22 protein-coding genes are annotated in these 25,819 nt (G+C 41.5%); 5 read left to right on the forward strand and 17 right to left on the reverse strand.

Features of this window, described 5'->3' with window-relative positions:
- Positions 1–25: 25 nt before the first annotated feature.
- Positions 26–1,981, reverse strand: coding sequence for an AMP-binding protein (locus tag ACXACN_RS05175; protein WP_474962819.1), 1,956 nt, complete (start codon positions 1,979–1,981; stop codon positions 26–28).
- Between the two features lie 195 nt (positions 1,982–2,176).
- Here ACXACN_RS05175 and ACXACN_RS05180 point away from each other — a divergent pair, with 195 nt between their 5' ends.
- The 3 genes from ACXACN_RS05180 (at position 2,177) to ACXACN_RS05190 (ending at position 6,291) form a co-directional block, all read left to right on the forward strand.
- Positions 2,177–3,670, forward strand: a complete 1,494-nt coding sequence (locus ACXACN_RS05180) for a flotillin family protein (RefSeq protein ID WP_474962821.1) — start codon at positions 2,177–2,179, stop codon at positions 3,668–3,670.
- Between the two features lie 295 nt (positions 3,671–3,965).
- On the forward strand, positions 3,966–5,114 hold the full coding sequence (locus tag ACXACN_RS05185; protein WP_474962823.1) for an NAD-dependent epimerase/dehydratase family protein: 1,149 nt from the start codon (positions 3,966–3,968) through the stop codon (positions 5,112–5,114).
- 13 nt (positions 5,115–5,127) lie between these two features.
- Positions 5,128–6,291: a glycosyltransferase family 4 protein gene (locus ACXACN_RS05190; protein ID WP_474962825.1), complete on the forward strand. Its 1,164-nt coding sequence runs from the start codon at positions 5,128–5,130 to the stop codon at positions 6,289–6,291.
- A gap of 989 nt (positions 6,292–7,280) precedes the next feature.
- Here the strand turns inward: ACXACN_RS05190 and ACXACN_RS05195 are convergent.
- Complete coding sequence (locus tag ACXACN_RS05195; protein WP_474962827.1) at positions 7,281–7,919, reverse strand: LAGLIDADG family homing endonuclease; 639 nt, start codon at positions 7,917–7,919, stop codon at positions 7,281–7,283.
- 136 nt (positions 7,920–8,055) lie between these two features.
- On the opposite strand from ACXACN_RS05195, the gene ACXACN_RS05200 reads away from it, so the two are divergent.
- On the forward strand, positions 8,056–8,595 hold the full coding sequence (locus ACXACN_RS05200) for a hypothetical protein (RefSeq protein WP_474962829.1): 540 nt from the start codon (positions 8,056–8,058) through the stop codon (positions 8,593–8,595).
- A 16-nt stretch (positions 8,596–8,611) separates the two neighbouring features.
- Here ACXACN_RS05200 and ACXACN_RS05205 read toward each other — a convergent pair whose 3' ends face one another.
- From ACXACN_RS05205 to msrB, 3 genes are all read right to left on the reverse strand, one after another.
- On the reverse strand, positions 8,612–9,544 hold the full coding sequence (locus ACXACN_RS05205; protein ID WP_474962831.1) for an exonuclease domain-containing protein: 933 nt from the start codon (positions 9,542–9,544) through the stop codon (positions 8,612–8,614).
- A 350-nt stretch (positions 9,545–9,894) separates the two neighbouring features.
- On the reverse strand, positions 9,895–10,449 hold the full coding sequence (locus ACXACN_RS05210; protein ID WP_474962833.1) for a nitroreductase family protein: 555 nt from the start codon (positions 10,447–10,449) through the stop codon (positions 9,895–9,897).
- A 190-nt stretch (positions 10,450–10,639) separates the two neighbouring features.
- Entirely contained in the window at positions 10,640–11,224 is a 585-nt protein-coding gene (msrB, locus tag ACXACN_RS05215; RefSeq protein ID WP_474962835.1) for a peptide-methionine (R)-S-oxide reductase MsrB, read from the reverse strand.
- A gap of 153 nt (positions 11,225–11,377) precedes the next feature.
- Between msrB and ACXACN_RS05220 the strand changes: the two genes are divergently transcribed.
- Positions 11,378–11,869, forward strand: a complete 492-nt coding sequence (locus ACXACN_RS05220) for a YusW family protein (RefSeq protein ID WP_474962836.1) — start codon at positions 11,378–11,380, stop codon at positions 11,867–11,869.
- 88 nt (positions 11,870–11,957) lie between these two features.
- On the opposite strand, the gene ACXACN_RS05225 is transcribed toward ACXACN_RS05220, so the two are convergent.
- The 12 genes from ACXACN_RS05225 to ACXACN_RS05280 all read right to left on the reverse strand — a co-directional run bounded on the left by ACXACN_RS05225 (position 11,958) and on the right by ACXACN_RS05280 (position 25,630).
- A complete protein-coding gene (locus ACXACN_RS05225) occupies positions 11,958–12,830 on the reverse strand; it encodes a CvfB family protein (protein ID WP_474962837.1) in 873 nt (290 codons plus the stop codon).
- A gap of 117 nt (positions 12,831–12,947) precedes the next feature.
- Entirely contained in the window at positions 12,948–13,034 is an 87-nt protein-coding gene (locus ACXACN_RS05230; RefSeq protein ID WP_008640034.1) for a YjcZ family sporulation protein, read from the reverse strand.
- 720 nt (positions 13,035–13,754) lie between these two features.
- Positions 13,755–14,747 (reverse strand): LLM class flavin-dependent oxidoreductase, encoded by a 993-nt coding sequence (locus ACXACN_RS05235; protein ID WP_474962839.1) that lies wholly within the window; start codon positions 14,745–14,747, stop codon positions 13,755–13,757.
- Between the two features lie 17 nt (positions 14,748–14,764).
- Entirely contained in the window at positions 14,765–15,151 is a 387-nt protein-coding gene (locus tag ACXACN_RS05240; protein ID WP_474962840.1) for a hypothetical protein, read from the reverse strand.
- A 139-nt stretch (positions 15,152–15,290) separates the two neighbouring features.
- Complete coding sequence (locus ACXACN_RS05245; protein ID WP_474962842.1) at positions 15,291–16,283, reverse strand: zinc-binding dehydrogenase; 993 nt, start codon at positions 16,281–16,283, stop codon at positions 15,291–15,293.
- Positions 16,284–16,406: 123 nt separating this feature from the next.
- Positions 16,407–17,213 carry a 3D domain-containing protein gene (locus tag ACXACN_RS05250; protein WP_474962843.1) on the reverse strand — a complete coding sequence of 269 codons (807 nt, stop codon included), beginning with the start codon at positions 17,211–17,213 and terminating at the stop codon, positions 16,407–16,409.
- Between the two features lie 329 nt (positions 17,214–17,542).
- On the reverse strand, positions 17,543–19,159 hold the full coding sequence (locus ACXACN_RS05255) for an ABC-F family ATP-binding cassette domain-containing protein (protein ID WP_474962845.1): 1,617 nt from the start codon (positions 19,157–19,159) through the stop codon (positions 17,543–17,545).
- Between the two features lie 81 nt (positions 19,160–19,240).
- Entirely contained in the window at positions 19,241–20,581 is a 1,341-nt protein-coding gene (locus tag ACXACN_RS05260; protein ID WP_474962847.1) for a DUF2252 domain-containing protein, read from the reverse strand.
- A gap of 66 nt (positions 20,582–20,647) precedes the next feature.
- On the reverse strand, positions 20,648–20,860 hold the full coding sequence (locus ACXACN_RS05265) for a cold-shock protein (protein ID WP_220583143.1): 213 nt from the start codon (positions 20,858–20,860) through the stop codon (positions 20,648–20,650).
- Positions 20,861–20,936: 76 nt separating this feature from the next.
- Positions 20,937–21,137: a cold-shock protein gene (locus ACXACN_RS05270; RefSeq protein ID WP_027954344.1), complete on the reverse strand. Its 201-nt coding sequence runs from the start codon at positions 21,135–21,137 to the stop codon at positions 20,937–20,939.
- 252 nt (positions 21,138–21,389) lie between these two features.
- Positions 21,390–21,887, reverse strand: coding sequence for a superoxide dismutase family protein (locus ACXACN_RS05275; protein WP_474962849.1), 498 nt, complete (start codon positions 21,885–21,887; stop codon positions 21,390–21,392).
- A gap of 155 nt (positions 21,888–22,042) precedes the next feature.
- Positions 22,043–25,630 (reverse strand): dynamin family protein, encoded by a 3,588-nt coding sequence (locus ACXACN_RS05280; protein ID WP_474962850.1) that lies wholly within the window; start codon positions 25,628–25,630, stop codon positions 22,043–22,045.
- Between the last annotated feature and the right edge of the window lie 189 nt (positions 25,631–25,819).

Consider the following 25,819-nt stretch of genomic DNA (forward strand, 5'->3'; position numbering starts at 1 on the left):
TGACAGAACCTCATGACATTTTTAATCATGATGATGAAACGTTATGACCGATGTTCCGGATTTGATGGACGCTTTTCGGATTTTCAAGTGCACTCAAATCACCGCTGGACTTATTTAAGTACGCAGATTTGATGGCGCGTCTCATCACTTTGGCGTTCCTTGTCTTTGGAAGGTCATCGACGACATAGATCTTTTTTGGTGCGAGAGATTTGCCTAGTTTTTGATTCAAGAGCATCGTTAATTCTTCCTTTACATCATCAGGGTTATGATGATTATGCAGGACGACAAAGGCGATGGGCTCTTCTCCCTTTACCTCATGCGGCACTCCAATCACTCCTGCCTCTAGAACGGCTGAATGTTCAACAAGGACGGACTCCACTTCCGCAGGGCCCAGTCGTTTACCAGCCACGTTTAAGACATCATCTGATCGTCCGGTAATGGTATAGTAACCTTCCTCATCTTTCGTTACCCAATCCCCATGGACCCATGTATTACGGAAACGACTCCAATAGGTATCTACATACCGTTCGTCATCTCCAAAAAAGCTCTTCGTCATCCCAACCCATGGGGATTTGATAACGAGTTCGCCAACTTTATTGACAAGAGGCTGCCCTTTTTCATTGTAGACATCGACATTCATACCAGGAAGAGCAGCATTGAAGGTTACTGGTTGAATGGGTTTGACGAGTACATTTCCGAGGATTCCACCAGAAATTTCAGTACCGCCTGAATAATTGAAGATGGGTATACGGGAATGCCCTGCATGCTTGAATAGCCAATGCCACGGTTCAGGGTTCCAAGGTTCTCCTGTAGATCCGATAAGTTTTAATGACTTTAGATCATGTTTTTCGATCCATTTTTCCCCATGCTTCATCATTAAGCGGACAAGGGTAGGGGATATCCCTAAATGGCTCACCTTGTACTTTTCTACAAGCTCCCATAGACGGTCGGGGGCAGGGTAATCAGGTGTACCTTCAAACATGACGATCGATGCACCGTTGACCAATCCCCCGTACACGAGGAAAGGCCCCATCATCCATCCCATATCCGTGTACCAGAACAATGTATCTTCTTTCGTGACGTCCATGCAAATGCCCGCATCAAAGGCAGCCTTTATTGGAAATCCTGCATGAGTATGAACAGCTCCTTTTGGTGTTCCTGTCGTGCCTGAGGTGTAAATGAGCATAAAAGGGTCATTCGCTTTTTTTATCTTAGCTTTGTAATCGCTTTCTTTTTTCCTTAAATCATTCCAGCAAACGTCTCGATGTTCATCCCAGCTTTCTGTTGCACCTATTCGTTCAACGACAAAAACATGTTCTAATGATGGGCACTGCTCAGCTACAAGGTCGGCTTCCTCTTTCATAGGTATGGTTTTTCCTCTTCGGTAAAAGCCATCCGCTGTAATGAGTGCTTTTGATTTACTTGCCTGAATCCTTGTAGCGACAGCGTCTGCTTTGTAACCAGAGAAGGCAGGGGAGAATATGGCACCTACTTTTGATATGGCTAGCATAGCAATGAGTGTTTCAGGAAGCATCGGCATGTATAATGTTACGATATCGTCTTCTGTGATCCCATAGCTCTCGAGTCCGTGAGCGACCGTGTCCACTTCTTTTTGTAAATCTCTGAAGGAGTAGGAAGCTGTTTGTCCGTTATCTCCCTCCCAGTAAAGAGCGATGTCATTCTTTTTAGACGGATTGGTCGCCCAGTGATCAAGGGCTAAATGAGCGACATTCAGTTCCCCGCCTTCAAACCATTCAGGATACATAGATCCCCGGGAGAGATTCAGTACCCTTTTGTACGGGGTGTACCATTCAATTCCGAGCTCTTGAGCCGCTTCTTCCCATAACCATTCAATATCCTCGATGGATTTCGAATGAAAGGCATCATAATCGCTGTAGCCGTGCTTGTTCATCCATTGGTATAAGCGGGTCGTTTCTTTCTGTTCTGCTGTAGGTGTCCATGCATTGGAGTATGTAGTCATGGATGTTCCTCCTTTTCTGAATGTTCTCACTACTATTATAACGGAATGATCGAAGTGATTGAATGTGGAGATATTTTTTCCATAAAAATATTTGTCGAACATTGAAAATTTCCTGAAACTTTAATAGAGTGTAATCGTTATGTAATATAACCCCTTTTGTTACATAATTAGGGAGAAATGAAGAGGAGTGGTCATTTGTTTGAAGGAGCATTATTTTTGTTAATTCTAGGTATTATTGGAGCGGTTGTTCTTATTGGAGGAATCATTACCTTTATTATCTTCCGTATGCGGTACAAGACAGCCAGTTCCAATGAAGCGTTGATTGTGACAGGTCCGAAACTTGGAGATCCGGAAAAAGAAAAGAATGTATTCGAAGACGATAATGGACGGTCAGTAAAAATCATTCGTGGTGGAGGGTACCGCCTGCGAATGTTCCAGACAGCAACACCGATCGATTTGACTTCTTTTCAGCTACAAGTCAATTCAGACAAAGCATACACGAAGGAAGGCATCCCGGTCCGAGTGGCAAGTACGGCTGTCATCAGCATTGGCAGTGAGCTTGAGATTATGGCCAATTTTGCAGAGAAGTTCCTAGGAAAGAAGCAGAACGAAAGAGAATCGGAGTTGAAAGATGTACTCAATGGTCACTTGCGTTCGATCATTGCATCGCTTCCAATTGAAAAAATTTATAACGATTTCAAAGAAGTCAACACTCAAGTGAAAAAGATTGCTGAATCCGACTTGAAAGGCATGGGTTTTGAAATCACTTCTTTTGCTTTGAATGATGTTGAGGATGTGGATGTCGAGAATGGATACATCGATGCACTGGGTCGTCCTCATATTGCCGAGGTACAGAAGAAAGCAAACATGGCAGAATCGGATGCAACGAAAGAAACTCGCATTTATCAGGCGAAAAACGACCAGGAAGCACAGGATGAAGAAAACCGCCGTTTGACTGCGGTTGCGGCATCGACAAAGGAAAAAGACATCAAGGAAGCAGAATTCCAGAAAGAGACGAACCGCGCGAAAGCGAATGCAGACCAATCAGGGGAATTGGAAAGGCAGAAGCTTGCCCAGCAAATCAAGGAAGAAGAGTTGAAAGTACAGTACATTGAAAAACAGAGAGCGGTCGAATTGGAAGAAGAAGAAAACAAACGCCGTCGTTCTATTGCTGATGCTGAAGCTTATGAAGTAACCAAACGTGCCCAGGCTGAAGCGGATAATGAACGGATTAAAGGGGAATCTGAAGCGGAAGTCATTCGTCAACGAGGAATCGCTGAAGCGGAATCGAAAGAACGTATGGCAAAAGCTATGGAACATTACGGTGAAGCGGCTATCATGGAAATGCTCATTAAAGTCTTGCCGGATTATGCAGAGAAAGTATCGGCTCCGATCAGTCAGATTAAAGACATGAAGGTCATCGATATGGGCGGAAGTGATTCACGTGGAGGTTCTGCGAAGGTAGCGAACAGCGTGACATCAACCATGCTTGGTATTCAGGAATCACTGAAAGAAACGACAGGCATGGATTTGAAAGCGATGCTTGAAAGTTACGTATCAAGAGGAGCTGTGCATGAATTTGGCTCTGCTTCTGGTGATGAGATGGACGAAGCGGCTGCTACCAAAGAAGATCAAGAGGTTGAGGAAGAAGATACCTCTGCTCCAGAGAGTCAACAAGACGAAAGATGATCGTTAAGCCTGCAGAACTTGTTGTTCTGCAGGCTTTTATTGTAAAGTAGGTTTGAAGCGTTCTTTATTTGGGGTACATAGGTTTCAGGTCTCACACATGCATATCTCTACATAGAATCGATGGTTTAACAAAGAATTAATTGTTTCAAAATTAAATTAATGGTAAAGTCAAAAACGTAGAGACCTTGACTTTGGACCGTCTTTGTATGAAGGGCGATCGGTAAGACCATAAATAGTCAAAAGAGTCATTCTATAATGGAATACGAGTATGCAAGACGTAACTAGGAGGTAGATTATGAGAATAATTGTAGCAGGGGGAGACGGTTTTTGCGGTTGGCCAACGGCATTATACCTATCCAAACAAGGACATGATGTAACCATCGTAGATAACTTAGTACGCAGAAAGTATGATGATGAACTTCGTTCAAATTCAGTTACACCGATTGCATCCTTAGAAGATCGGGTAGCGAAATGGAAAGAAGTATCCGGGAAAGAAATTAAAACATTCATTGGTGACTTGAACCATTATGATTTTCTTAGCGAAGTATTCCGTCAAACGGAACCTGAAGCATTCGTTCACTTCGCTGAACAACGTTCAGCACCATATTCAATGATCGACCGTGAGCATGCGATTTATACACAAACGAACAATGTTATGGGGAACTTGAATGTTCTTTACGCAATTAAAGAATTTGCTCCAGAATGCCACCTGATCAAGCTTGGTACGATGGGCGAATATGGCACACCTAACATTGACATCGAAGAAGGATATATTGAAATCGAACATAAAGGACGGAAGGACACCGTTCCGTATCCTAAACAACCAGGTTCTTTCTATCACCTTTCCAAAGTACATGACAGCCATAATATTATGTTTGCATGTAAAATTTGGGGCATCCGTGCCACTGATTTGAACCAGGGAATCGTATACGGTTTACATACAGAGGAGACTCGTCTTGACCCGATGCTCGTGAACCGTGTGGATTACGATGGAGTATTCGGGACGGCTCTGAACCGTTTCGTCAACCAGGCTGCAATTGGTCATGATATTACGGTTTATGGTTCAGGAGGACAGACACGCGCGTTCTTGAATATTGAAGACACAGTAAGATGTGTGGAGATCGCCGCAGAAAACCCTGCAGACAAAGGTGAATTCCGTGTGTTTAACCAATTTACCGAGTGGTTCTCTGTTCAGGATCTTGCCGACCGCGTTCAAAAAATTGCGAATGAAGAAGGTCTCGATGCACAAGTGAAGAAGATTGAAAACCCACGTATCGAGAATGAAGACCACTATTACAACGCCGTGAATACAAAACTGCGTGATCTTGGTCTTGAGCCTCACTTATTAACTGATGATGTCATCCGTGACATTCTTCGTACTGCAATCGAAAATAAAAACCGTATCATCGAAGAGAACGTATTGCCGTCAATCACTTGGAAGTAAGGAGTTTTCCGCTTTGAAAATCGCCATCATTACAGAAACATTCCTACCATCAACAGATGGAGTCGTCACACGATTGAAAGAGTCCATCAAATACTTGCGAAACCAAGATCATGAGGTCGTCGTCATTGCTCCAGACTTTGGTGTGACGGAATATGAAGGGGCGATCGTCGAAGGGGTTAAAACGACAAAAATGCCTTTTTACAGGTATAGAGAATTCAGTTTACCACAGCGACGAGTGAAGGATTTGCTTCAAAAGCATGACCCTGACCTCGTCCATGTGGTTAACCCTGCTCTTGTAGGGGTCTCAGGTGTCTATTATGCTGATAAACTGAATTACCCGTTAATTGCTTCTTATCATACTCACGTTCCTAAATACTTGGATTACTACCGGTTATACCCGTTCAAGCCCCTGGTTTGGTGGTATTTTAGAAAATTACACAACTATGCCGATGTAAACTTGTGTACTTCAAGAGCCATTAAGAGGGAGCTGGATGATAAGAACTTCCATAATGTAAGTGTCTGGGACCGTGGAGTCGCTGTCGATCACTACCATCCTCGACATAAAAGCGAAGAGATGAGGGAGCGATTGTCCGGGGGCAAAAAGGAGAACAAACTGCTTGTCTTCGTCGGTAGACTGGCTCCGGAAAAAGAAATTCATAAAATTAAGCCGTTGTTGGAAAAGAGAGACGATATTTCTCTTGCCATCGTAGGAGATGGACCTGTGAAAGATGAACTAGAGGAAACGTTCGAAGGGACCAATACGGTGTTTACTGGACTTATGCACGGAGATGAGCTTGCTCAAGCTTTCGCTTCTTCTGATGCATTGATTTTCCCATCAGTGACAGAGACCCTGGGCCTTGTCATCTTGGAATCTATGGCATCCGGGCTGCCTGTAATTGCTGCAAAGAGCGGCCCGACGATGGAACAAGTAGAAGATGGGGAGACTGGGCTATTGTTTGAAAATGAGAATACAGAAAGTATGATTCAAGCAATCCAAAGGCTGGAAGATGAGGATTTATATCAAAGGCTTTGTAAGAATGCCCGTAAAGAGGCGGAAAAGTATAGTTGGCAAAAACCCTCTGAGCAGATCCTTGAGTATTATTACAAGACGTTAAAGGTGTATGAAGAGCAAGCGGCGACAACGTCAAAGAAATCAAAGGTTAAAGTCACAGAGTAAACGCTCTGTGACTTTTCTTTTGCTTCAATCCAATTGAAGACTTAGTAGTAACTCCAAATACAAGGACCCACAATCAATAACAGAACATACGTTCCGACCCCCGTAAAATCCGCACTTGATTAATAATTTCTATTCATACTTAGTAGCAACTCCGAAATATTCTGAAAAAACAATCAATAAGTCAAAATACCATTTTAAATAGGCGGCACAAGATAAAGTGCAAAGACGATGATCCATTTACTCAGGGGTAGAGGGATAACGAAGGATGTGCAACATAAGTAATGGAAAAAATTTTAAAAATGAGCTTTGAAACTTATAAGTATCCATTTAAAGAACGTAATCATCGAAGTTCTAATCCAATGAACAATGTAAGGGCGTTCATGCAAAGAAATTATCAGAATTACTTAGTGAGTCCAGTGAAATGTAATGTATCACTGGTGATGGATATACATAAAGGACAAATTTGAAATGCAAACATAAATAAATGCCCAGTTGAAGTTCGATAGTATGAAGATGGTCAAAAAAACAAAGAAGCAGCATTTGAAATACTAATGGTACTTAAATTTATTACTAAGGTGATCAAAGCTACGGAAAGTGATGATTGAGGATAAAACAAAGAATGGTAGCTGGACGATGATTGCTAAAGTGGAAAATTTATTAATCATGTAAAACTATACATAATTGGAATTACAAGAGATCAAATAATTTGTGCAGGAATGAATTCTATTCTGTCTCACTATCATGAGTATACTTTTGTAATGAGACATAATAAAGGTTTCTAAAACGACTTAGTATAATAAATATTATGTCGACTAGAATTTTAAAAACAAAAAGAAGGGGTTTTCAATGCCCCTTCTTTTTCAGTTAGCTTAGTAACTTTTAAAAATGTTCTATATTTTCGTTGTAAATGCAGATCTTTTTCGTTATAAACCCAATTAAAGAACTTTTCTACATTTTCTTTACCACTTACATAAAGCCTCACCGTTTCATCACATGGTTTTGTTTTTAGCGTTTTCATTTGCTCCAAGCACATTGACTAATCCCATCATAAATGGTTCAGAACCACCTACAATATTGATAAAGTATTTGTCTTTGTAAACACATCCATCACCATCAAAAAAACCTCTTACAAAATGCGACTGGTATTCGCTTGGTACCTTTGGATATTTCAAAGACAAAGATTTTTTAGGTGTGATTCCATGTAAATGAATCAGATCATCTTTAAGTATTTTACTCCCAATATTCAACATATGAACACCTGTCCGTTCATTTCTTGTAATGGGATGACTAGACTCCAATTCACTCTTAATATCGAGCAATATCTCTTTTTCTTTTTGGGCTATGCTAATTAATTGCGCGTGACCTGAGATCATTCCATCTGCTGCAATAAACCCTAAGATATAGGCCATGTTGTTAGACCACGTTTTAAAATAGTCTTCGTTCACCTTGAATTTCCTTTTCCAGCTGCCTCTTGGCCTTAATGGAACCCCTATTTCCTTTAACACAATGCGAATATAATCCGGGGATACATTCGCTCTTTTAGCAATATTGGTCGTACTTGCACCAGACTTATACATTTCCCCTATTTCCGTCTTAGACATCGTTCTTTTTCGTAATGGTCTACTCAACAAAAACCCTCCCACTGTTCGTTTTTTATCATTATACCGAACGTATGTTCTGATGGGTAATATTTAGCACTTCCTCTTTGTTATTTGGAATGATTTTAGCTAGGATAAAGGTAAAAGAACACAAAGGAAGATGTTTATGAAAAAATTGCTCCTCTTTTTGAGTACTTTCTTTTTGGCATTGATCATAAAACCGAAAAAGGTCATGGCTCCAGTGATTCAAGAGCGTGAGCACCTATATCCTGGTACAAAAATACCCATTTCACCTGGGGATTTGCTGTTTTCTCCAATAGGTAGAAAAGAATCGCGGTATATAGGTCATATAGGGATTGTTGCTAAAAACTATAAAGTCATTCACTCCATTCCATCTGGAGTTGTTCAAGACCAAATGGAGGCCTATTTTAACAAATTCAACGGCATCCGTATCTTTTCAGCTAAGAACAGAACCATTGGTGAAGCTGCTGCTGCTTATGCGGAGACCCTACAAGTACAGCACCCTCAAGCCAGCTACAAGATATGGACACCTCTGTGTAAGAAGAATGAGGAACAATATTGCACAAAAATCGTGTGGCAATCTTATTATTTTGGTGCAGGTGTGAATTTGGGTAAGATAGCCCCGCATTCAAAGTCGGTACACCCTGAGCGATTAAAAGATCGAAGGCATTTATATAAAAAATAAAACACGTTCCTCCTAATTAAACGGAGGAACGTGTTAAGTATTCAAGAAATTGCGATTCTGGGATGATTTCGATTGGATAACCCTGGCTTAGTAACGTTTCTGCTCTCTCAAGTTTGATCGTTTTAGTGCCATTTTTGTAGTACTCGAACGTTTGTTCGCCAACCACAACAAAGCTTGTCGTTGATTCGATGTTTGTATGAAGTTTTCCACCTAAGTCGACCACTTTTTGACTCGCTTCATCCCTTCTCATCTCTTTTAACTTGCCAGTAAAGACAAAAGCAGCGTTATAAAAAGGGTGAGATGAATCGAACTGATCAGTTGCGGCTACATATGAAGCTGAAGGTGCTTTTTTCGCACGTTTCTTTTTATTTATCCGCGCAGGTTCATAACCACCATCGAACATCATTCCGTTCGTAGTCCCCGTTTTGTCTACAAGGTCCTTAGCATCTGATGCACCTAGTTCTTCTTTAGCGGACATCAGGATATGTGCAGAAGCTTTAGCATCCTCTAATGCATGGTGGTGACTAAACGAAAATCCGAGGTGGTTAGAAACGATATTCAAATTGTATTTAGGAAGTTGCCACGTTTTTTTGGATATATTTACGGTGCAATTATACGCAAGCATCGGGTAACTTAGGTTGTATTCATCTAGTACAGCACGCAGCACCCCCATATCAAACTGAGCATTGTGAGCAACGACAAATTTCCCTTCTAACAATGACCTGATTTCGCGCTCCCATAGCACATCAAACGCTTCAGCATCAACCACGTCGCCTTTCGTTATTCCATGCACGCGGATATTGATGGGAGCAAAATAATTTTTCTTCGGTTTCACTAACTTGTAGTATTCTCTTTTTATAGAGCCCTGTTCATATTCCACAATACCGATGGAACAGACAGAAGCTCTTGAGGAATTAGCTGTTTCAAAATCAAGAGCTACAAAATCCATAACGATCTCCTTTGCTTTTTGGTCGTACTCTTATCATAAATGGATAATGAAGTGTTCGTCTATTGTTAAGGTCTGCCACAAAGGATAGATTTACATCGCATTTTAGAATATTCCTACACGAATCAGCAGAGGATAAAACGAAGGAGGCGTTGGAGATGGCTTTTGATTATGCTGAATTACCCAAAGATCAGCTGCAGCGAATAAAAGAGCTGGAAGATCAACTGAATGTCGTTTTAATCGCCTACGATATGAAGTATAAAGATTGATGAAAAGGCGCCAGGATCGGCGTCTTTTTGTTTTTCTACAATAAAAGAAAGCACACCTTCCTTGCGGGAAAGGTGTGCTTTGCTTTAATTTTTATAAATGGTTAACTTCTCTTCAATTGGAGTACGAGTTTTTTGCTTTGGCTGTTGTTCAAAGAATCCCATATGGATAAAGCCAACAATTTTTTCTCCAGGTTGAACGCCTAAGAGTTCACGTACTTTCGGTTCGTGGATTTGTGGGTTTGTCTTCCAGCATACCCCTAGTTCGCGTTCCCAGGCTAGTAGCTGGAAGTTTTGAAGCATGCTGCTGATTGCTCCGAAGTTTTCTTCCCACTGCTTTTGCCGCGGATCTTCATCCATAATCGCAATCAGAAATGCAGCCGGTTGGCTGAAATAATTTCTGCGGTTTTCTTGCATGTCGCGAGGAAATGTTTGAACAAGGGATTCCACGAATTCTTCTTTTTCTTGGGATGGAATGAAAATGAATCTCCAAGGTTCACGTAGACCGTGTGTTGGTGCCCATCTTGCGTCGTCCAACAGTTCAGTTACAAGTTCTGTTGGCACATCTTTGTCTAAATAACCACTCTTCACGGAGCGACGTTCCCTAATGATTCTTGCTAATTCTGTTTTTGTCTGTTCCATACCTCTCACCTACGTCTCAATAGTTTTGTATATGGAAATGATAATCGTTCTCAGTATTTTTGTCAAGGTTCTTCCCTTTATCCTCCCTCTTCGAACATACTTCCTTTCGATCAATTGATAAATATTATTATTGTAGTTGTCTAGTAAGGGTTGATATGATTTATTTTCAATAAAAAAGAAGAAGGGACAATCACCCTTCTTCTTTAAACAAGTGTAAAAACTCATCATATCCACGACTCTTCATTTCCTGCTTAGGAATAAACTCCATGGCAGCACTATTCATACAGTATCTCAAACCAGTTGGTTCCGGACCATCTTCAAAAACGTGACCGAGGTGGTTGTCTCCTTCTGTGCTTCGTACTTCTGTTCTCATACCGAAAATTCCTGGGTCATCTTTAGTGGTGATGTTTTTCTCAACAAGCGGTTTTGTGAAACTTGGCCACCCTGTGCCTGATTTATATTTATCTGTAGAACTGAACAAAGGCTCCCCTGAAAGTAGATCTACATAGATACCTTCTTCTTTATTGTCCCAGAACGCATTATCAAACGGCTTTTCAGTGCCATCCTGTTGGGTTACCTCATACTGAATCTCAGACAGTTTGTTTTTTAAATCTTGCTCAGAAAACTCAACTATATCCCCGTTATATAACTCTACTCTCTTGCCATCTCCAGAATCACTGGTTGTAGAAGCTCCAGAATTTTTATTGAAAATGAAAAACATACCGACACTCAATAGTAACAGAAGGCTAATCGTTGCTGCTGTCATCTTTTTCATTCCTGCTCCTCCCTAGCTGTCATGGGTTATTATCTTCATTTTACCATGTGTCCGATCTTTCAAAAATTACAATGCTCATAAAATGGAAAACAAGTTATGAAAACAGTGAAATTCGTCCATCCTAAGAAAAGGAAATGAATGGAGGGATCATGAATGAAAACAGTAACCTCAGTACTAGCGATCACCCTTATTTTCATAAGTGGATGTGCGGCTGAAAATAATGAAGAACAAATGATGATGGACTATGAACAACAGCCATTATCTACGGCTCCCCCCACCGATTCAATCAATGATATGAATGCTGAAACAAGTGAAAAGGTGGATAAAGCAAGAAGAGCTCTTCCGTTTCAAACATTTAACCTGGAAATTGATTATGTAGATACGCTTTCCTATGAAATACAATATGAGTCAAATGGTTCTCAAATACGAGCGGTCATCCATGAAATCGGTGAAGAAAAAATCTCAGGAGAAAAGGCGTTGGATCAACTCACCCCTCACTTCATGGAACTTAGCTTTGATGAGGATTCACCTGAACAAGAAGTGATTGAAGATGTTTTGCGGGTTTTTGGACTTGATGAGACCTATAAAGAATTTAAGTTGAGAGTGGTTTATAGCCATGGTTTAGAGGCGGAATACGAAGATTAATGAGTGTAAATAAAAACAAGCACCTTTGTCTAAACGACTTAGATGCTTGTTTTTATTTTTTATTTGGTTTCGGAGTTACTACTAAGTTTTAAGTGCGATCGTGATTGATTACTGTTTTTCCATTCTCTTGAAGAATTTTTCTTTCTTTCATCAATTGTCCGAGGGCGCGCTTGAATGCTGATTTACTGATTTTGAAGGTTTTTCGGATGTCTTCTGGATCACTTTTATCATGTAGGAACATGACGCCATCGTTTTCTTGTAAATATTCATAGATGATCTCTGCATCTTCCTTCATCCCTTCTTGTTTTAGAGGGCGCAGAGATAAATTGATGGTTCCATCGTCTTTCACATCAATGATTCTAGCTGTGATGGTCTGTCCAAGTCGTGGTTCTTCTTTCCTTTCACTTGGGTGAACGAACCCTCTGTACCCTTCTCCAGTCAATACAGTGGAACCTGCTTTCGTTGCACGGTATACACGAGCGGTCACTTCTTGTCCTAACATTTCTTTAGGTGCTGGTTCCAGATCATCCATGACTTCTTGTTCAGAGATCGGTTCTGCAAATAGACGTCCCTTTTTGTCTATTTCCAGGCTGACAAATAAGTGGTCTTCTTCTATTGGCCAGACAGATTTAAGGAGCGGGAGATGATCGGAGGAAACAAGAATATCTTTATCATTTAAACCAATATCAACGAATACTCCCATATTTGGGACAACTTCCACCACTTCTGCCCAACCATACGTGTCTCTAGTCACTTCCGGGACTTCCAGAGTAACAGAAGCTTGTCCCTTTTTATTTTCATAAATAAACATGTCTTTGCTTTCATCCAGCTCAATTTCTTCGGATACATTTTCATTTGGTAAGACTAGTTCTTCATTTTGAATTTGAACAACGAAACCTTCAGTAATTTTCTTTTTCATTTTTCCTTTTTGGACCGTTCCCAATATATTGACATCTTTCATGTAATTTCATCCTTTTTCGTGACGTAATGGTACTTATTATAGCTTACATCGATCCATTTTAAAATAATGATTTATTTATAACTGAAAAAGCGCGGCACATGCCACGCTTTGATTTGCTTAATACCACCAAGAAGCTCCTACAATAATTAGGAGAATAAACAAAACAACGATTAGCGCAAAGCCTCCACCATATCCTTTACTCATTCCAATTCCCCCCTTTACTTCTTTATATGAAATCTGGCAGGAATCGGTATGGGTAAAAGACTTAGCTCTGTAATGATTAGGCGGATATGAGCCTTATAGCAAAAGATCTGGCAGTATTCCTGAAGACTTGATTTCGAGATGTTTATGTGAGTGGATCGGGGATCCGGGGAATAGCTCGCTTTCCGCGGGAGCGCGCCCGAGCCTCCTCGGACTTCGTCCTGTGGGGTCTCACCAAGCACTCTCTTCCCGCAGGCGTCTTGCCATTCCCCTCCGCCCCTTTGCTATGGGAGACTCTCGAAAGCACCTCTGTAAGAATCAGCTTGTATGATTAAATAAAGAGGAGAATATTAATCACCCGACGTCGGGTATTGAGGACCTAAAAGTTCGATGCATAACGCTTCATGCCTGAGTAGGATGAAAGAGCGTCCTCTTCTACATGGGTGTAACACATAATGATCTCTATACCATGCTTCGTATTTAGAATAGTATCCATAGAAATTTGCATACTCCACGCCTTGTAGGTAAAGCAGCTTATCCAAGATGTAGTTTCGATATCCTCTTATGCCAAGGGGCGTAGGGAAACGGTTAGACCCCGGAAGCGTAGCCTAAGGAGTCTGACCGCCGATAGAAAGCGAACTGTTTCCCGGAGCCCCTAAAGGCACACAAACATCTCGAAGCAGAGTCTTCCACTAAAGGAAACTTATCTATAAAGGAGTTTGATTATTTTTTGAAAACCTGAGCGATTCTGAGATAGGATTTTTTCTTTTCTTCGAAATCGAAGATATTCGTAATGATCAAAAACTCATCAGTACCGTAGGTTTCAGAGAGATCTTCTAATTGAGCTTTGACTTGATCGGGATTGCCGATGATGCAGCGTCTACGGTTTTTTCTAACTTTCTCCAACTCTTCTATTGTATAAGGATATTCTTTAGCTACTTCTATAGATGGTACTCGCGTATCCAAACCTTTTTCCACACGGAGCAACCACAGGTCCTGACTTGTGGCCAACTCCTCAGCCTGTGCTTCAGTTTCCCCGCAAACGACGAAAATACAAACATTCACCTTTGATTCATTCATATCAAAGTCTTTAAAGCGCTCTCTGTAGGTTCCGATCGCTGCCTTTCCATGATCAGGATTGATGAAATGACCAAATGTAAACCCTGTCCCGTTCAGCGCTGCATGTTTTGCGCCTCTCTCTGTCAAGCCGAGAACCCACAGTTCAGGCTGCTCCTTCGTTTCCGGCCGTGCTTTGACTCCATAAAATGGATCCTCTTTTGGAGTAGTTTGTTGTAAAAACTGTTTCAGTTCTTTCACTTGTCTTGAAAAAGAACTGAGAGGCTTCTCATACCCATCGGTAAGGGCGAGTCTTGTCTTTGGTCCGCCTCCTGGTGATCGGCCTAGGCCAAGGTCTATTCTTCCAGGGAAGAAAGCTTCTAACATTCGGAAGTTCTCGGCTACTTTAAGTGGACTGTATTGTGGGAGTAAAACGCCTCCAGATCCAACACGAATCTTCCACGTGGATTGAGCAATCATGGATATAAGTATCTCCGGAGACGTACTAGCCAGACCATTAGTATTGTGATGCTCGGCAACCCAATACCTGTGAAATCCGATACTTTCTGTATATTTAGCCAATTCAACTGAATGTTGCAGCGCTGTCTGAGCTGAGTCCCCTTCGGATATAGGGCTTTGATCAAGCACACTTAGTTTCAATGCAAGCTCACCTTTCTTTACTTGTACACATCGTCCATGATTTGTTTTAGTATTTGCATCTGCTCTTCAAATAAGAGCTTATAACGTTTCTTTAACACATCGAATTCTTCTTTTCCCTCATTGGTAAGGTAATACCAGTAAACCTTTTGCCTTTTTTTATCATAGGATTTGTAATCTTCTTTGCGGTATAATAGTCCTTGCTCTGTCATTTCATGCAGGGTATCTAGTAATGTGGAAGGTGCGGGAATCCAGTTCTTCGTAAGTTTCTTGAACTCTGCTTTGAAATGTTCACTGATCATCGGTTGACGAACTTGTAACAGGTGCATGATATAGAACTTCGTAAATTGCGCAGCACTCATGTTTAAAGCGAATCTTTTCGGATTGTTTTTATGAGACAAAATCATCCACCCCTTGTCATAAGTCTTTCTATCATTCTACAACAAAAGATGGATGAATTGTCCAATTATACGCACATTCGTTCGCTTAGTCATTGTTTTTTGTTTTAGTATTCGGAGTTACTACTAAGTATGAATGGGAATTTGTTTACAGCTTAATGGCTATTTTACCAAAATTTTTAGTGTTTTGGATGTATTCAAACGCTTCCTCGTACTGATCCATCGAAAAAACCTTATCCAATTGAGGTTTAATCTTGTGTTCGCTGATAAAGCCAAGCATCTCACGCAATTCTTCTGCACTCCCCATGGTGGAGCCTAGCAGATTGTACTGTCCGTAAAAGAATTGGCGGATATTGATGGTCACTTCATCTTCTGTAGTCGAACCGAACGTGACAATCGTTCCACCCTTCCGTACAATATCCAATGACTTGTTGAATGTAGCATTTCCGATGCTTTCGATGAGTAAATCCACTTGCTCTGATGCTAGTGCCTCCTCCCAGTTTTCCTCTGTGGAAATTGCTACGTCTGCTCCAAGTTTCAAAGCCTCTTTTTGTTTGCTTACTGAACGGGAAGTTACGATGACTCTTGCCCCGATCGCTTTTGCAAACTTCAGGCAGAAGGTGAGGACCCCACTTCCGATCCCCGGCAGCATGACCGTTTGACCCGCTTCAAGATTCCCTCTTGTAAACAAGGCCCTATATGCAGTCAGTGCTGCTAATGGAAGCACTCCAGCTTCTTCAAAAGACAAATGCTCAGGTTTTCGTTCCACATGGTCCTCTGTACACGTGTAGTACTCAGCGAACGTCCCGTGATCGGGAAGACCGACAATTTCAAATCCTTCCGGAGGAGCCTCGCTGTTATTCTGCCAGCCTAGTCCAGGATTGACAATAACTTCGTCACCCGGTTGAAATTTAGTGACACCTGCTCCTACAGCTTCTACAATGCCAGAAGCATCTGAACCAGGAATCAAAGCAGGATCTTCCGCTTTATGCCGCTTCGTTACTACTGCCACATCCCTCCGGTTCAGTCCTGCTGTATGTACTTTCACTCTCACTTCGTTCTCACTGAGTGGACGCTCTGGCATTTCTTTTACTTTTAAACCCTCAAACCCTTCTTTTCCTTCGTGTACAATCGCTCTCATCTATACCTCTCCCTTCTTTAACAATTGTCTACAGTCTACCAATAAGTCCCCAGAACTCAAAATAAACCGCATAAAAAAACTCCTTTCTGCAATTCACAGAAAGGAGTTTTACACTCTATGGGATTAGTCGGCTAGAACTTGAACTTTGACTGAGCGTCTACCGAAGTCAAGCGCATCTTCACGGGATGGCATGAAAATATCAATTCGGTTGCCATTGATCGCGCCTCCAGTATCACCAGCAATCGCAGTTCCGTAACCTTCTACATAAACTTTAGATCCAAGTGGAATGACGTTCGGGTCTACAGCGATTACTTTTTGGTTAGGGTTTGCACGCAAATCGATTCCTATGGCAGTTACACCGCTGCATCCTGTGCAATAAGCCGTATAAGCCGTAGCTTCAGCTGTAAATTCTTTTACTACATCGTTGCTTGTATCCTGATTTGTGCTCGTTTGTGTTGCTGTTGACGTGCTGTTGCTAGAACTACTGTTTGAGCTGCTATTTGAACTTGGAGCAGACGTTTGTACAGCCTGTCCATCAACTTTGAACTGTTCACCAGGATAGATGAGGGTGGAAGTCAGGTTGTTCCACGCCATCAGCTGATCGACTGAAATATTGAATTTTTGAGAAATGGCGTACAACGTGTCTCCAGACTTCACTGTGTAAGTGGATGTGTTGGAAGACGTAGTAGATGAAGGTGTGCCGGATTTAGAGTCGTGTGCTACTTTCAATGTTTGGTTTGTATAAATTAGGTTGGAATTGAGTCCATTCCATGCTTTCAAATCTTGAACGCTGACGTCATATTTTTGAGAGATTCCCCAAAGAGTATCCCCTTTATTGATTTTATATTCCGTTTCGTGGGCACTTACCGTAGTGGCGAATGCTCCCGTTAATGCGACAGTTGCTACAACAGAAAATACAGTTTTTTTCATGAAATTCTGCCTCCTCTTGATTGATCGATCCCTATGTATTTAGGTGATCCGTTGACAATTACAAGATTAACAGAATCTCAGAATAAATGAAGAACAAACAAGCAACAGTTTGTTTGCAAACATAACATCCATATTTCATAGCCATTACAAAAGGAGCATTTGCACCGCGAAACGGTCAAAAATGCCCACGTTATTCTATCGTTCGTCATTTTTCTACAAAGTGAAGGATTGACTTTTCATAGATTTTTTTACCCGAAAATGATAGAAAAAAACATATTTGATCGAAAAAAAGCACAGATCCACGAGGGACCTGTGCTTCTCTCTCTTTCTTATTTGGCTGTCACTTGTTTTTGAACTTCCGGATCATTCAAAAACTCATCATACGTCATTTCTTTATCAACAATCTTACCACTTGGTGTTATTTCAATGATTCGATTAGCAATAGTCTGAATGAACTCATGGTCGTGAGATGCAAAAATCACGGAACCTTTGAAATTGATCAGTCCTTTGTTCAAGGAAGTGATGGATTCTAGATCCAGGTGGTTGGTCGGTTCATCTAGAAGAAGAACGTTTGCACCTGAAAGCATCATTTTAGACAGCATACAGCGTACTTTTTCGCCACCAGAAAGGACATTCGCTTTCTTAAGCGCTTCTTCTCCGGAGAATAACATCCTTCCAAGGAAGCTGCGTAAAAACGTTTCTGTTTCATCTTCTGGGGAGTACTGACGCAGCCACTCGACAAGATTCAGGTTCGATTCTTCGAAGAATTCCGAGTTGTCTTTAGGGAAGTAACTTTGAGAGGTTGTTACCCCCCATTTATACGTGCCTTCATCCGGTTCTACTTCGCCCATAAGGATTTGGAATAGTGTCGTTTTTGCCACTTCATTCGCTCCAACAAGAGCTACTTTGTCATCCTTATTAAGCGTAAAGCTGACATTGTCCAATACTTTTTCGCCATCGACCGTTTTAGAAAGGTTTTCAACCGTTAGCAAATCATTCCCGATTTCGCGTTCCGCATTGAAAGCGATGTAAGGATACTTTCTGGAAGATGGTTGTATGTCATCCAGTGTAATTTTATCAAGTAATTTTTTACGGGAAGTCGCTTGTTTGGATTTGGAAGCATTGGCACTGAAACGCGCAATGAACTCTTTCAAATCATTAATTTTCTCTTCTTTTTTCTTATTCTGTTCAGCAGCCATTTTCTGTGCCAATTGACTGGATTCATACCAGAAATCATAGTTTCCGACGTACACTTGGATTTTTCCAAAGTCAAGGTCTGCGATATGTGTACAGACATTGTTCAAGAAGTGACGGTCGTGTGAAACGACAATAACTGTATTTTCAAAATCAATCAAAAAGTCTTCCAACCATTGAATCGCTTTGATATCCAGGTGGTTGGTCGGCTCATCGAGAAGAAGAACATCCGGGTTACCGAACAAGGCTTGAGCGAGAAGAATCTTCACTTTTTCTGATCCTTGTAATTCACTCATTTTCTTATCATGAAGCTCTTCGCCAATGCCTAATCCTTTCAAAAGGCGGGCGGCATCAGAATCCGCTTCCCATCCGTTCATTTCAGCGAACTCTCCTTCGAGTTCTGCTGCGCGCATCCCATCTTCCTCTGAGAAGTCGCCTTTCATATAGATGGCATCTTTTTCTTTCATGACCTCATACAGACGTGTATGACCCATAATGACGGTTTCAAGTACTTGGTATTCATCATATTCGAAGTGGTTTTGTTTCAAGACAGCTAAACGCTGGTCTTTCTTCAAGCTTACATCACCCGTTTGAGCTTCAATCTCACCGCTCAAAATCTTTAGGAATGTAGATTTTCCTGCTCCGTTCGCACCGATCAATCCATAGCAGTTGCCAGGGGTGAATTTTATATTTACGTCTTCAAACAACTTTTGGTCGCCGAATCGAAGACTGACATTGTTTACTGTTAACATTTGATAATCCTCCAGTACTCTCGTTTCTATAACATAGAAATTATATCATTCTTGAGCTTCGGATGATAGCCGTCACAGATATTAAAAATATCCACGCTCAGATCCCCACTCAAGAAACAGATCATAATCTTCATACACCTTTTTCTCATAATGGTCCGCCCATAAGCTGAGTTGCTGTCGGAACCTCTTTTTCTCCGTCCCCACCGCTTCCATGATGCTATCCTCACTATGATAGTCGAGGATTCCCTCATCAATGTCCACGTCCGCTCTTGCATGGATTTTCGCACTCACTTTAGCCATGGTCTTCACCGTTTGTTTAACTGACTTCAGATCCGTTAAATGCTTTTCCTTCACATCCTTGGAAAAAGGCGATCGTTCCCGCACGTAAAAGTCTTTCCCGTCCATTGTGAAATACCCGAGAAATGGATCAGAGAGATGGTGCATGGCCTGTTGCGTGTGAATGACTCTTCTTCCCTGATGCTTATGATCGTTCCAGAAGGCCTCATCGTAAGGGAAAAAGTAAGCCGGTACAGGGGTCCGTGCCTCTTTCGCTTCAAGGATAATATCATCCTCATGTTCGGCATGACTCTCTCCTTCTATAAGAATGTAATACCTCTGTAAACCGGTCGATCCAATGCCTGCTCCTGTCTTTTTGACGACATCTTTCATTCGGTAATAGTCCTTCGGTTTCTTCTTCTTATCATCCAGAGAATGATAATAATCGTCCCACGCTCGTTCCAACAATCTTTTTTCGTGTTTAGGGACAGAAGACAGTTTGTCCTTGCCGATATCAAAGGACCGAATAGAATCATGGTTGATGATGGTCTGCTTTTCGAGTTCGTGCGACAAGCTTCTTTCCTCCGCTTTTTTTATCGCCTTCTTTACAGGGCCTTTCGCAGACTCTTTTGTAAACTGAACGTTTTCCGGACTGATGTCTCGCTCATGGTAGGCCTGCATTTGCTTCACATATGTTTTCAAGTAACGATGAACCATTTGCTCCTTAGCTTCTTCGTCATACGAAAGGGAATGCATCATTAAACGAATACTAACGACCATGCGTAAAACGTCAAAAAGATAAGAACCAAGGTATCCTTCATCGAAATCGTCTACATCAAAGACAATTTGCTTGTTCTCGTTTTGAAAGACACTGAAATTGTTGAAATGTAAATCCCCCATGATCCATGTCGGTCGATCTTTACGTGTATGAAAGGTAAACGGCAGATCTGTTGTATCATGAAAGAACAAGTAGGCACTTCCTCTGAAAAAGCTATATGGATCGGCTTTCATTTTGTTGTATTTCTTTTTTCGCTCTTTCTCTGTTAGTGCCATGATCTCCCCATCAAACTTGTCCAAAACAGTCGAAAGCGAATTCTTTCTTAACATTTGTTTTGTTTCAAGCATCTGCTTTACTTTTTGGTTCATCGTCTCTCCTCCCTGGGATCTAAGAATAAGAAAAAGCGGTTGCCTGAGAAGCAACCGCTTTATGTCTTATGATTCTGATTTATAGTATAAACTATTGTTTTCTACGACTTGAAGCACTTTGTTTTCTTCTTCCATATCACTTCCACACATTGGACACTTCTTGTTATCATTGGTTCTGAAGTTGTCTCTCATCCAACAGTTGCAGTCATCAGATGTACAAACCCAAATCTTAGTATCTTCCTCTTTGATTTCAGCCTGATTTTTCTTTCCGAAAGCCATCGGCGTAGCCCCCCCTTTAGAATGTCATGATATAAAAGAGACTGACCTACAAAAGCCAGTCTCTTTCTATTTTTTATTATAGTTTCGTGACGTTTGCAGCTTGTGGTCCGCGATTTCCTTCTGTCACTTCAAACTCTACAGCTTGACCTTCCTCTAGAGACTTGAAGCCTTCTTCGTTGATCGCGCTGAAGTGTACAAATACATCATCTTCACCTTCAACCTCGATAAAACCAAAACCTTTTTCCGCGTTAAACCACTTCACTGTACCTGTTTTCATAGGGATGGATCCTCCAATGTTTCAAAAATTAATATGCGTTTTGCAATAATGAAAAAATCACATATTATAAAAAGTACCAATAATGGATTGATCACTCTTTATAATAGGTGATTGGAAGTGCGAACTTCAGAATATTGGTAAATTTTATCCTTTTATATACTATACTATGCCTCACCGGTGAAGTCAAGCAGAGCTTGCTATGAACGTTTCACGACTAGTATATACAGAGAAGAGACCAAATATTCCATTTCATCAAGATCTTTCTATAATGGCACAAGCGATTCTTTTGCCTGAATCACCACTAGGTTGGGACTGATAGTCATCAGGTCCTTCATGGATAATAACCGATTTTCCAATGATGTCTTGAACCTTAAACCGATCTGTGAAAAAAATCATCCGCGCTCTTCCCTGATTGGAAAACAACACAGGGAAATCTCCCGCGTGATTGCCGTGCGGCTGCTTATCTGGATTCCAATGTTCCCCGGCAGAGACAAAAGGTTCCTTCCCATCCCCGATTTCGCAAACCCCTTTTTCATGGATGTGAAATCCGTGAGGTCCCACTTGCTTCCCGGTTTTCGGCTTTTTAAACTTAGGCAGCCCTTCCACTTGTACAAAAACCTCAACCCCATACGGCATTTGGTAAAATTGGATGGTTCCTTTCAAGTTGGGAGCAAGTGGACAGCTTAAAAATTTCGCCTGCGCCGTCTCTGAGGCATACGTTTGTCGATAAGGACTGTTTTGAATATACACCGAGCAACATCCTCCTTTCTTTCTATGAGTATGACTTCTGCTTCCTCTAACCCTATCCATTCAGCGCAAAACAAATCCCCCTTTTCCGAGGAGGAGGAAGTGATCCTTAGAAGAGGGGGATGCTGATATATGATTTTATGTGTTGTTTCAAAGAATTAGAACTGCGGAATTTTAGAAAGGGTCTGTTCAAGATCCTGTGTGTTTTCTGGTCGCTCAAGGTGAGATTGCAGCTGCGTGAAATGATCCTCGGCATCTTCTTTCCAGACATTCATACATTCCGTATACCTTTCCCGCCACAGCTCTTTATAATGATCAATCACGAGTGTTTCAAGCATCTTCAATTGAGCCTTCAATTCTTGAGAAATGACGGCTGACATTGCATCCTTCATATCTTCTTTCTCATTTCTTTCGAAGAACGCTTTCGGGCTTCTGAACCATTTCCGAAGATTGGCTTTTTCTTTTTCTTCCATGTGCACATGGCCACTGAGCAGGGGAAGAGGATAGGTTCCTTCTTCTTGTAAAGATAATTGCAGAGTGGGACGGATTTTATAAATATCGCTCTCGATCCGTTCTCTCGTCTGATTCACCAACTGGTCCATGTAACGCTCCATTCGGACACACACCGCTTTAACTTCCTGAAGCATTTCAAAACTCAACTCATCCAACAATTGATCTTGTGCCACTTTCAATGACTCTTTTGTATCACCTTGATTTTGAATGGTGGCTGGATTGTAATGTCGCTTGAATAGATCATTGAAATTCAGCATCATACGTTCATGAACGAAGTGAATTTGTTTATTTGCTTTGTTATGAATAGCGTCTTCAGCCCCTTGATCAAAGTCCTTTTCAAGGGTGTGTTGGATGTGATGTTGTTCTTCTTTATTTTTTCTAATTTCTTCATGTCGCTCTTGTTCACTGAGTTGACTTGCTGCAATGAAGTGCTCAAGAACTTTCCTTATACTTTTTATGTCCTCATCAATTGCATGAATCATCATCTCGGCGAGATCTTCTTCAAGGAAAGAGCGGAAGCTTGCTTCAAACGATTGTATGCCAGAATCCATATCTTTGCCATCCATTTTCTCCTTCAGTGCGTGCAAGCTGGAAATGGAGAAAAGTTTAGGATGACGGATTTGGAATTCATTCAATTGCCCTCTCACATACCTCTCCACTTGCTTTCGTTCTTCCTCTGATGAGGCTAAGTCAGCAGCATTAATGAGAAAGAACATTTTATCAAGGCTGAAGCTATCTTTTACACGTCCAAGCTGTTTTAGGAACGTTTGATCAGCATGGGAGAAGGGGTGGTTGTAATAGGTAACAAATAAAACGGCATCAGAATCTTTGATGTACTCAAAGCTCACGTCTGTATGACGCGCGTTCACGGAATCAGCTCCAGGTGTATCAACAAGAGTGACTCCCGCTTCCGTCCACGGGCAGTCATAGAATAGTTCCATAGACTCAATGAAACAGGATTTCTCTTCTTTCGATACGTATGAAGAGAAATCCTCCCAAGACACATCGATGCATTTTCCTAAATAGGGCTTCATGGTTGGATAACCGTCGATGAAGGCACGTAAAAAAGAATGTTGCTTATGACCAAGCTTCTCCCAGTCTTTTTCTTTTAAATTTTCTACTTTCGTGTAAACAGCCTCCAGGGTTTGACTGTTGAGATCAAGGTCTTTAAGAATAGGAGATAAATCTTCAAGCATTTCCGCTTCTGTCTTTACATAGGCGTCAATCGAACGGTTCGTCTTTTCTGGATTGGATGGTGAGATTTTATTAATAGTCGCGGTAGTGGGATTAGGCGACACAGGCAGCACCAAATCTCCAAGTAAAGCATTAGCAAAACTGGATTTTCCGGCACTGAATGCTCCGAACAGTGCGATCGTATAATGTCTGTCATCCAAACGGTTTCGTTTTTTCTCTAATTGACGATAGAGGCGCTTTGTTCCTTCTAGAGATTGGATGTTTACTAATGTTTCATCAGCCCTGAGCAGTGCCTGTTCGATGGAAGAGCTATTCTTTTCAGGTGGCTCAGGATGAGAATCAACCGCTTCTTCCTCTACGACCGATTTTTCTGCAAGGATCTCCCCAGCACTTCGATGTACGATTTCATCTTTTCGCTGCTGCCACGCACGTCTGATTTCTAAGGTGTTTTCATCTGAAATCTCCTGCTCCAAATGTACTTCTAATTGGCGGCGATAGTCTTTGATTTGTTCATTCAACACGTCTAGTTTTCTGTCCAATTCTTGTTTTTTATCAACCGCTTCAAAAACTTCCTTATGCTTTTCAACCATTTCCTGTTGACTAGCAGATATCGCCTGAAGGAATGAGTCCTTCCAACCTTGTATGAAGCGCCGCGCTTCTTTTTGTATATCTTTGGCTACGTCATCCGTATAACGTAAAACATAAGAACCTGTGACTGATGCTCCACGTTCCACAAGAGCACTTAACCGATCCTTAGGATAATGGAAGGTCTTTTTCTGCACCTGTTCAAGCAAGTCCTGGTCACTGACAGCATAGTCATCCATCAGCTGGAGCATGCGTTCACGAAGCGGCCAGTACAAGTTTTTCTCCGCAGAGTGTGTGAGTTTTTCGTAAAACGCCTGCCCTCTTGCTGCACGCTCTTCTTCAGTTTTCTTTTGTGTAAAAAGAAGACCGACCTTGAAGTCCGGCTGTACAGACTCTAAGTAAGCCTCCGCATATTCCCGAAGTGCGCTCGGCATAAGGTATGCGTTCGAAATGAATTGACTGACCCTCTCCTGAAATTCTGCTTCTGCTTTCTCTTTTAGACCTTGTTGGTTTTCGAGTTCATATATTTGGAATGGGCTCTGATTGATCTTTGCCTCCCATCCCTCTTTTTCTTCTCGAAGTGGTGCCATCTGATCTTCCATTTCATCCGCGTAATGCATGACCGCTTCTTCTGCAATCCATTCCACTTGTGTTTCTGACTGCTTTTCAAGATGGTATTTTGAAAAAAGAGACCGGAAGTCTTCTTTTAACGTTTGAAACTCGTTAAAAGGAAGAGAGTAATCCCTCATAGAAGTAAAGTAGATTTTTTCGGGGGCAATGCCCCACTTTTCAAAAGCGTTTGTTACCGTTTGTTGATAGGACTCAAAAGAAAGCTCTCTTTCTACATGCTTATCCACTTGGTTGATGACTACTGAAAAAGGTGTCTTTCGACGCTGCATTTCCAATAAAAACATAAGGTTTACTTCGGACTGTACATGGTTGTAATCCATGACATAGTACATGTAATCCATCAAGTGAAGGGACGATTCAGTGATCAACCGATCGGCATCATTCGTTGAATCTACCCCTGGTGTATCTACAATCGATGCATGTGGCGGCAAAGACTGTCCAGGTTGTGAAATTTCGAGCCCTGTGATTTTTTCGCCATCTTTACAGAGCGCTTGAATTGTTTCCAAATCGATATCCGCATCATAACGGACGACCGTTCCATCCTGAAAGTGCACAATCGAATAAGGATCGCCCGTCTTCAAACGAACGATGTTTGCACTCGTAGGTATAGGACTTGAAGGGAGAAGGTCATTGTCTAAAAGCGTGTTAATTAATGTTGACTTACCAGCTGAAAAATGACCAGCAAAGCCGATGATCATTTCTTCATCTAGCAACTTTTCATAGATATCCAACACTTTCTCCTTTTGTCCTTCATCCCCTTGAGCTTTTAAAAATGAGTATAAATTCTGAATTTTACCGATGCTAATATCTGTCAATTGGCTCATGTCTAGTCTCCTTTGCCGTACAATGTCCTCCCTCATTCTACTCTTAAGAGCTGTGTTTCCTCAAGGGGCAAGAACCTTAGTCATCGATATAAGGGATCCTTTCTTCTGTGTCCAATTCCCCATAGATCTTATGAGGAAGGGACGCTTTTCCATCCACCCAGTCCTGAAAGGAAATACTCGTAGGGACCG

The organism is Halobacillus sp. AWM4_238 (assembly GCF_056158265.1).

Excerpts from the sequence above, each read along its gene's own strand:
- ACXACN_RS05265 (WP_220583143.1), bottom strand. The coding sequence starts at position 20,860 with ATGGCTTTCGGAAAGAAAAATCAGGCTGAAATCAAAGAGGAAGATACT.
- ACXACN_RS05175 (WP_474962819.1), bottom strand. The coding sequence starts at position 1,981 with ATGACTACATACTCCAATGCATGGACACCTACAGCAGAACAGAAAGAA.
- ACXACN_RS05220 (WP_474962836.1), top strand. The coding sequence starts at position 11,378 with ATGAAAACAGTAACCTCAGTACTAGCGATCACCCTTATTTTCATAAGT.
- ACXACN_RS05185 (WP_474962823.1), top strand. The coding sequence starts at position 3,966 with ATGAGAATAATTGTAGCAGGGGGAGACGGTTTTTGCGGTTGGCCAACG.
- ACXACN_RS05200 (WP_474962829.1), top strand. The coding sequence starts at position 8,056 with ATGAAAAAATTGCTCCTCTTTTTGAGTACTTTCTTTTTGGCATTGATC.
- ACXACN_RS05260 (WP_474962847.1), bottom strand. The coding sequence starts at position 20,581 with ATGAACCAAAAAGTAAAGCAGATGCTTGAAACAAAACAAATGTTAAGA.
- ACXACN_RS05245 (WP_474962842.1), bottom strand. The coding sequence starts at position 16,283 with ATGAGAGCGATTGTACACGAAGGAAAAGAAGGGTTTGAGGGTTTAAAA.
- msrB (WP_474962835.1), bottom strand. The coding sequence starts at position 11,224 with ATGAAAAAGATGACAGCAGCAACGATTAGCCTTCTGTTACTATTGAGT.
- ACXACN_RS05250 (WP_474962843.1), bottom strand. The coding sequence starts at position 17,213 with ATGAAAAAAACTGTATTTTCTGTTGTAGCAACTGTCGCATTAACGGGA.
- ACXACN_RS05270 (WP_027954344.1), bottom strand. The coding sequence starts at position 21,137 with ATGAAAACAGGTACAGTGAAGTGGTTTAACGCGGAAAAAGGTTTTGGT.
- ACXACN_RS05230 (WP_008640034.1), bottom strand. The coding sequence starts at position 13,034 with ATGAGTAAAGGATATGGTGGAGGCTTTGCGCTAATCGTTGTTTTGTTT.
- ACXACN_RS05240 (WP_474962840.1), bottom strand. The coding sequence starts at position 15,151 with ATGATTTTGTCTCATAAAAACAATCCGAAAAGATTCGCTTTAAACATG.
- ACXACN_RS05210 (WP_474962833.1), bottom strand. The coding sequence starts at position 10,449 with ATGGAACAGACAAAAACAGAATTAGCAAGAATCATTAGGGAACGTCGC.
- ACXACN_RS05255 (WP_474962845.1), bottom strand. The coding sequence starts at position 19,159 with ATGTTAACAGTAAACAATGTCAGTCTTCGATTCGGCGACCAAAAGTTG.
- ACXACN_RS05225 (WP_474962837.1), bottom strand. The coding sequence starts at position 12,830 with ATGAAAGATGTCAATATATTGGGAACGGTCCAAAAAGGAAAAATGAAA.
- ACXACN_RS05205 (WP_474962831.1), bottom strand. The coding sequence starts at position 9,544 with ATGGATTTTGTAGCTCTTGATTTTGAAACAGCTAATTCCTCAAGAGCT.
- ACXACN_RS05280 (WP_474962850.1), bottom strand. The coding sequence starts at position 25,630 with ATGAGCCAATTGACAGATATTAGCATCGGTAAAATTCAGAATTTATAC.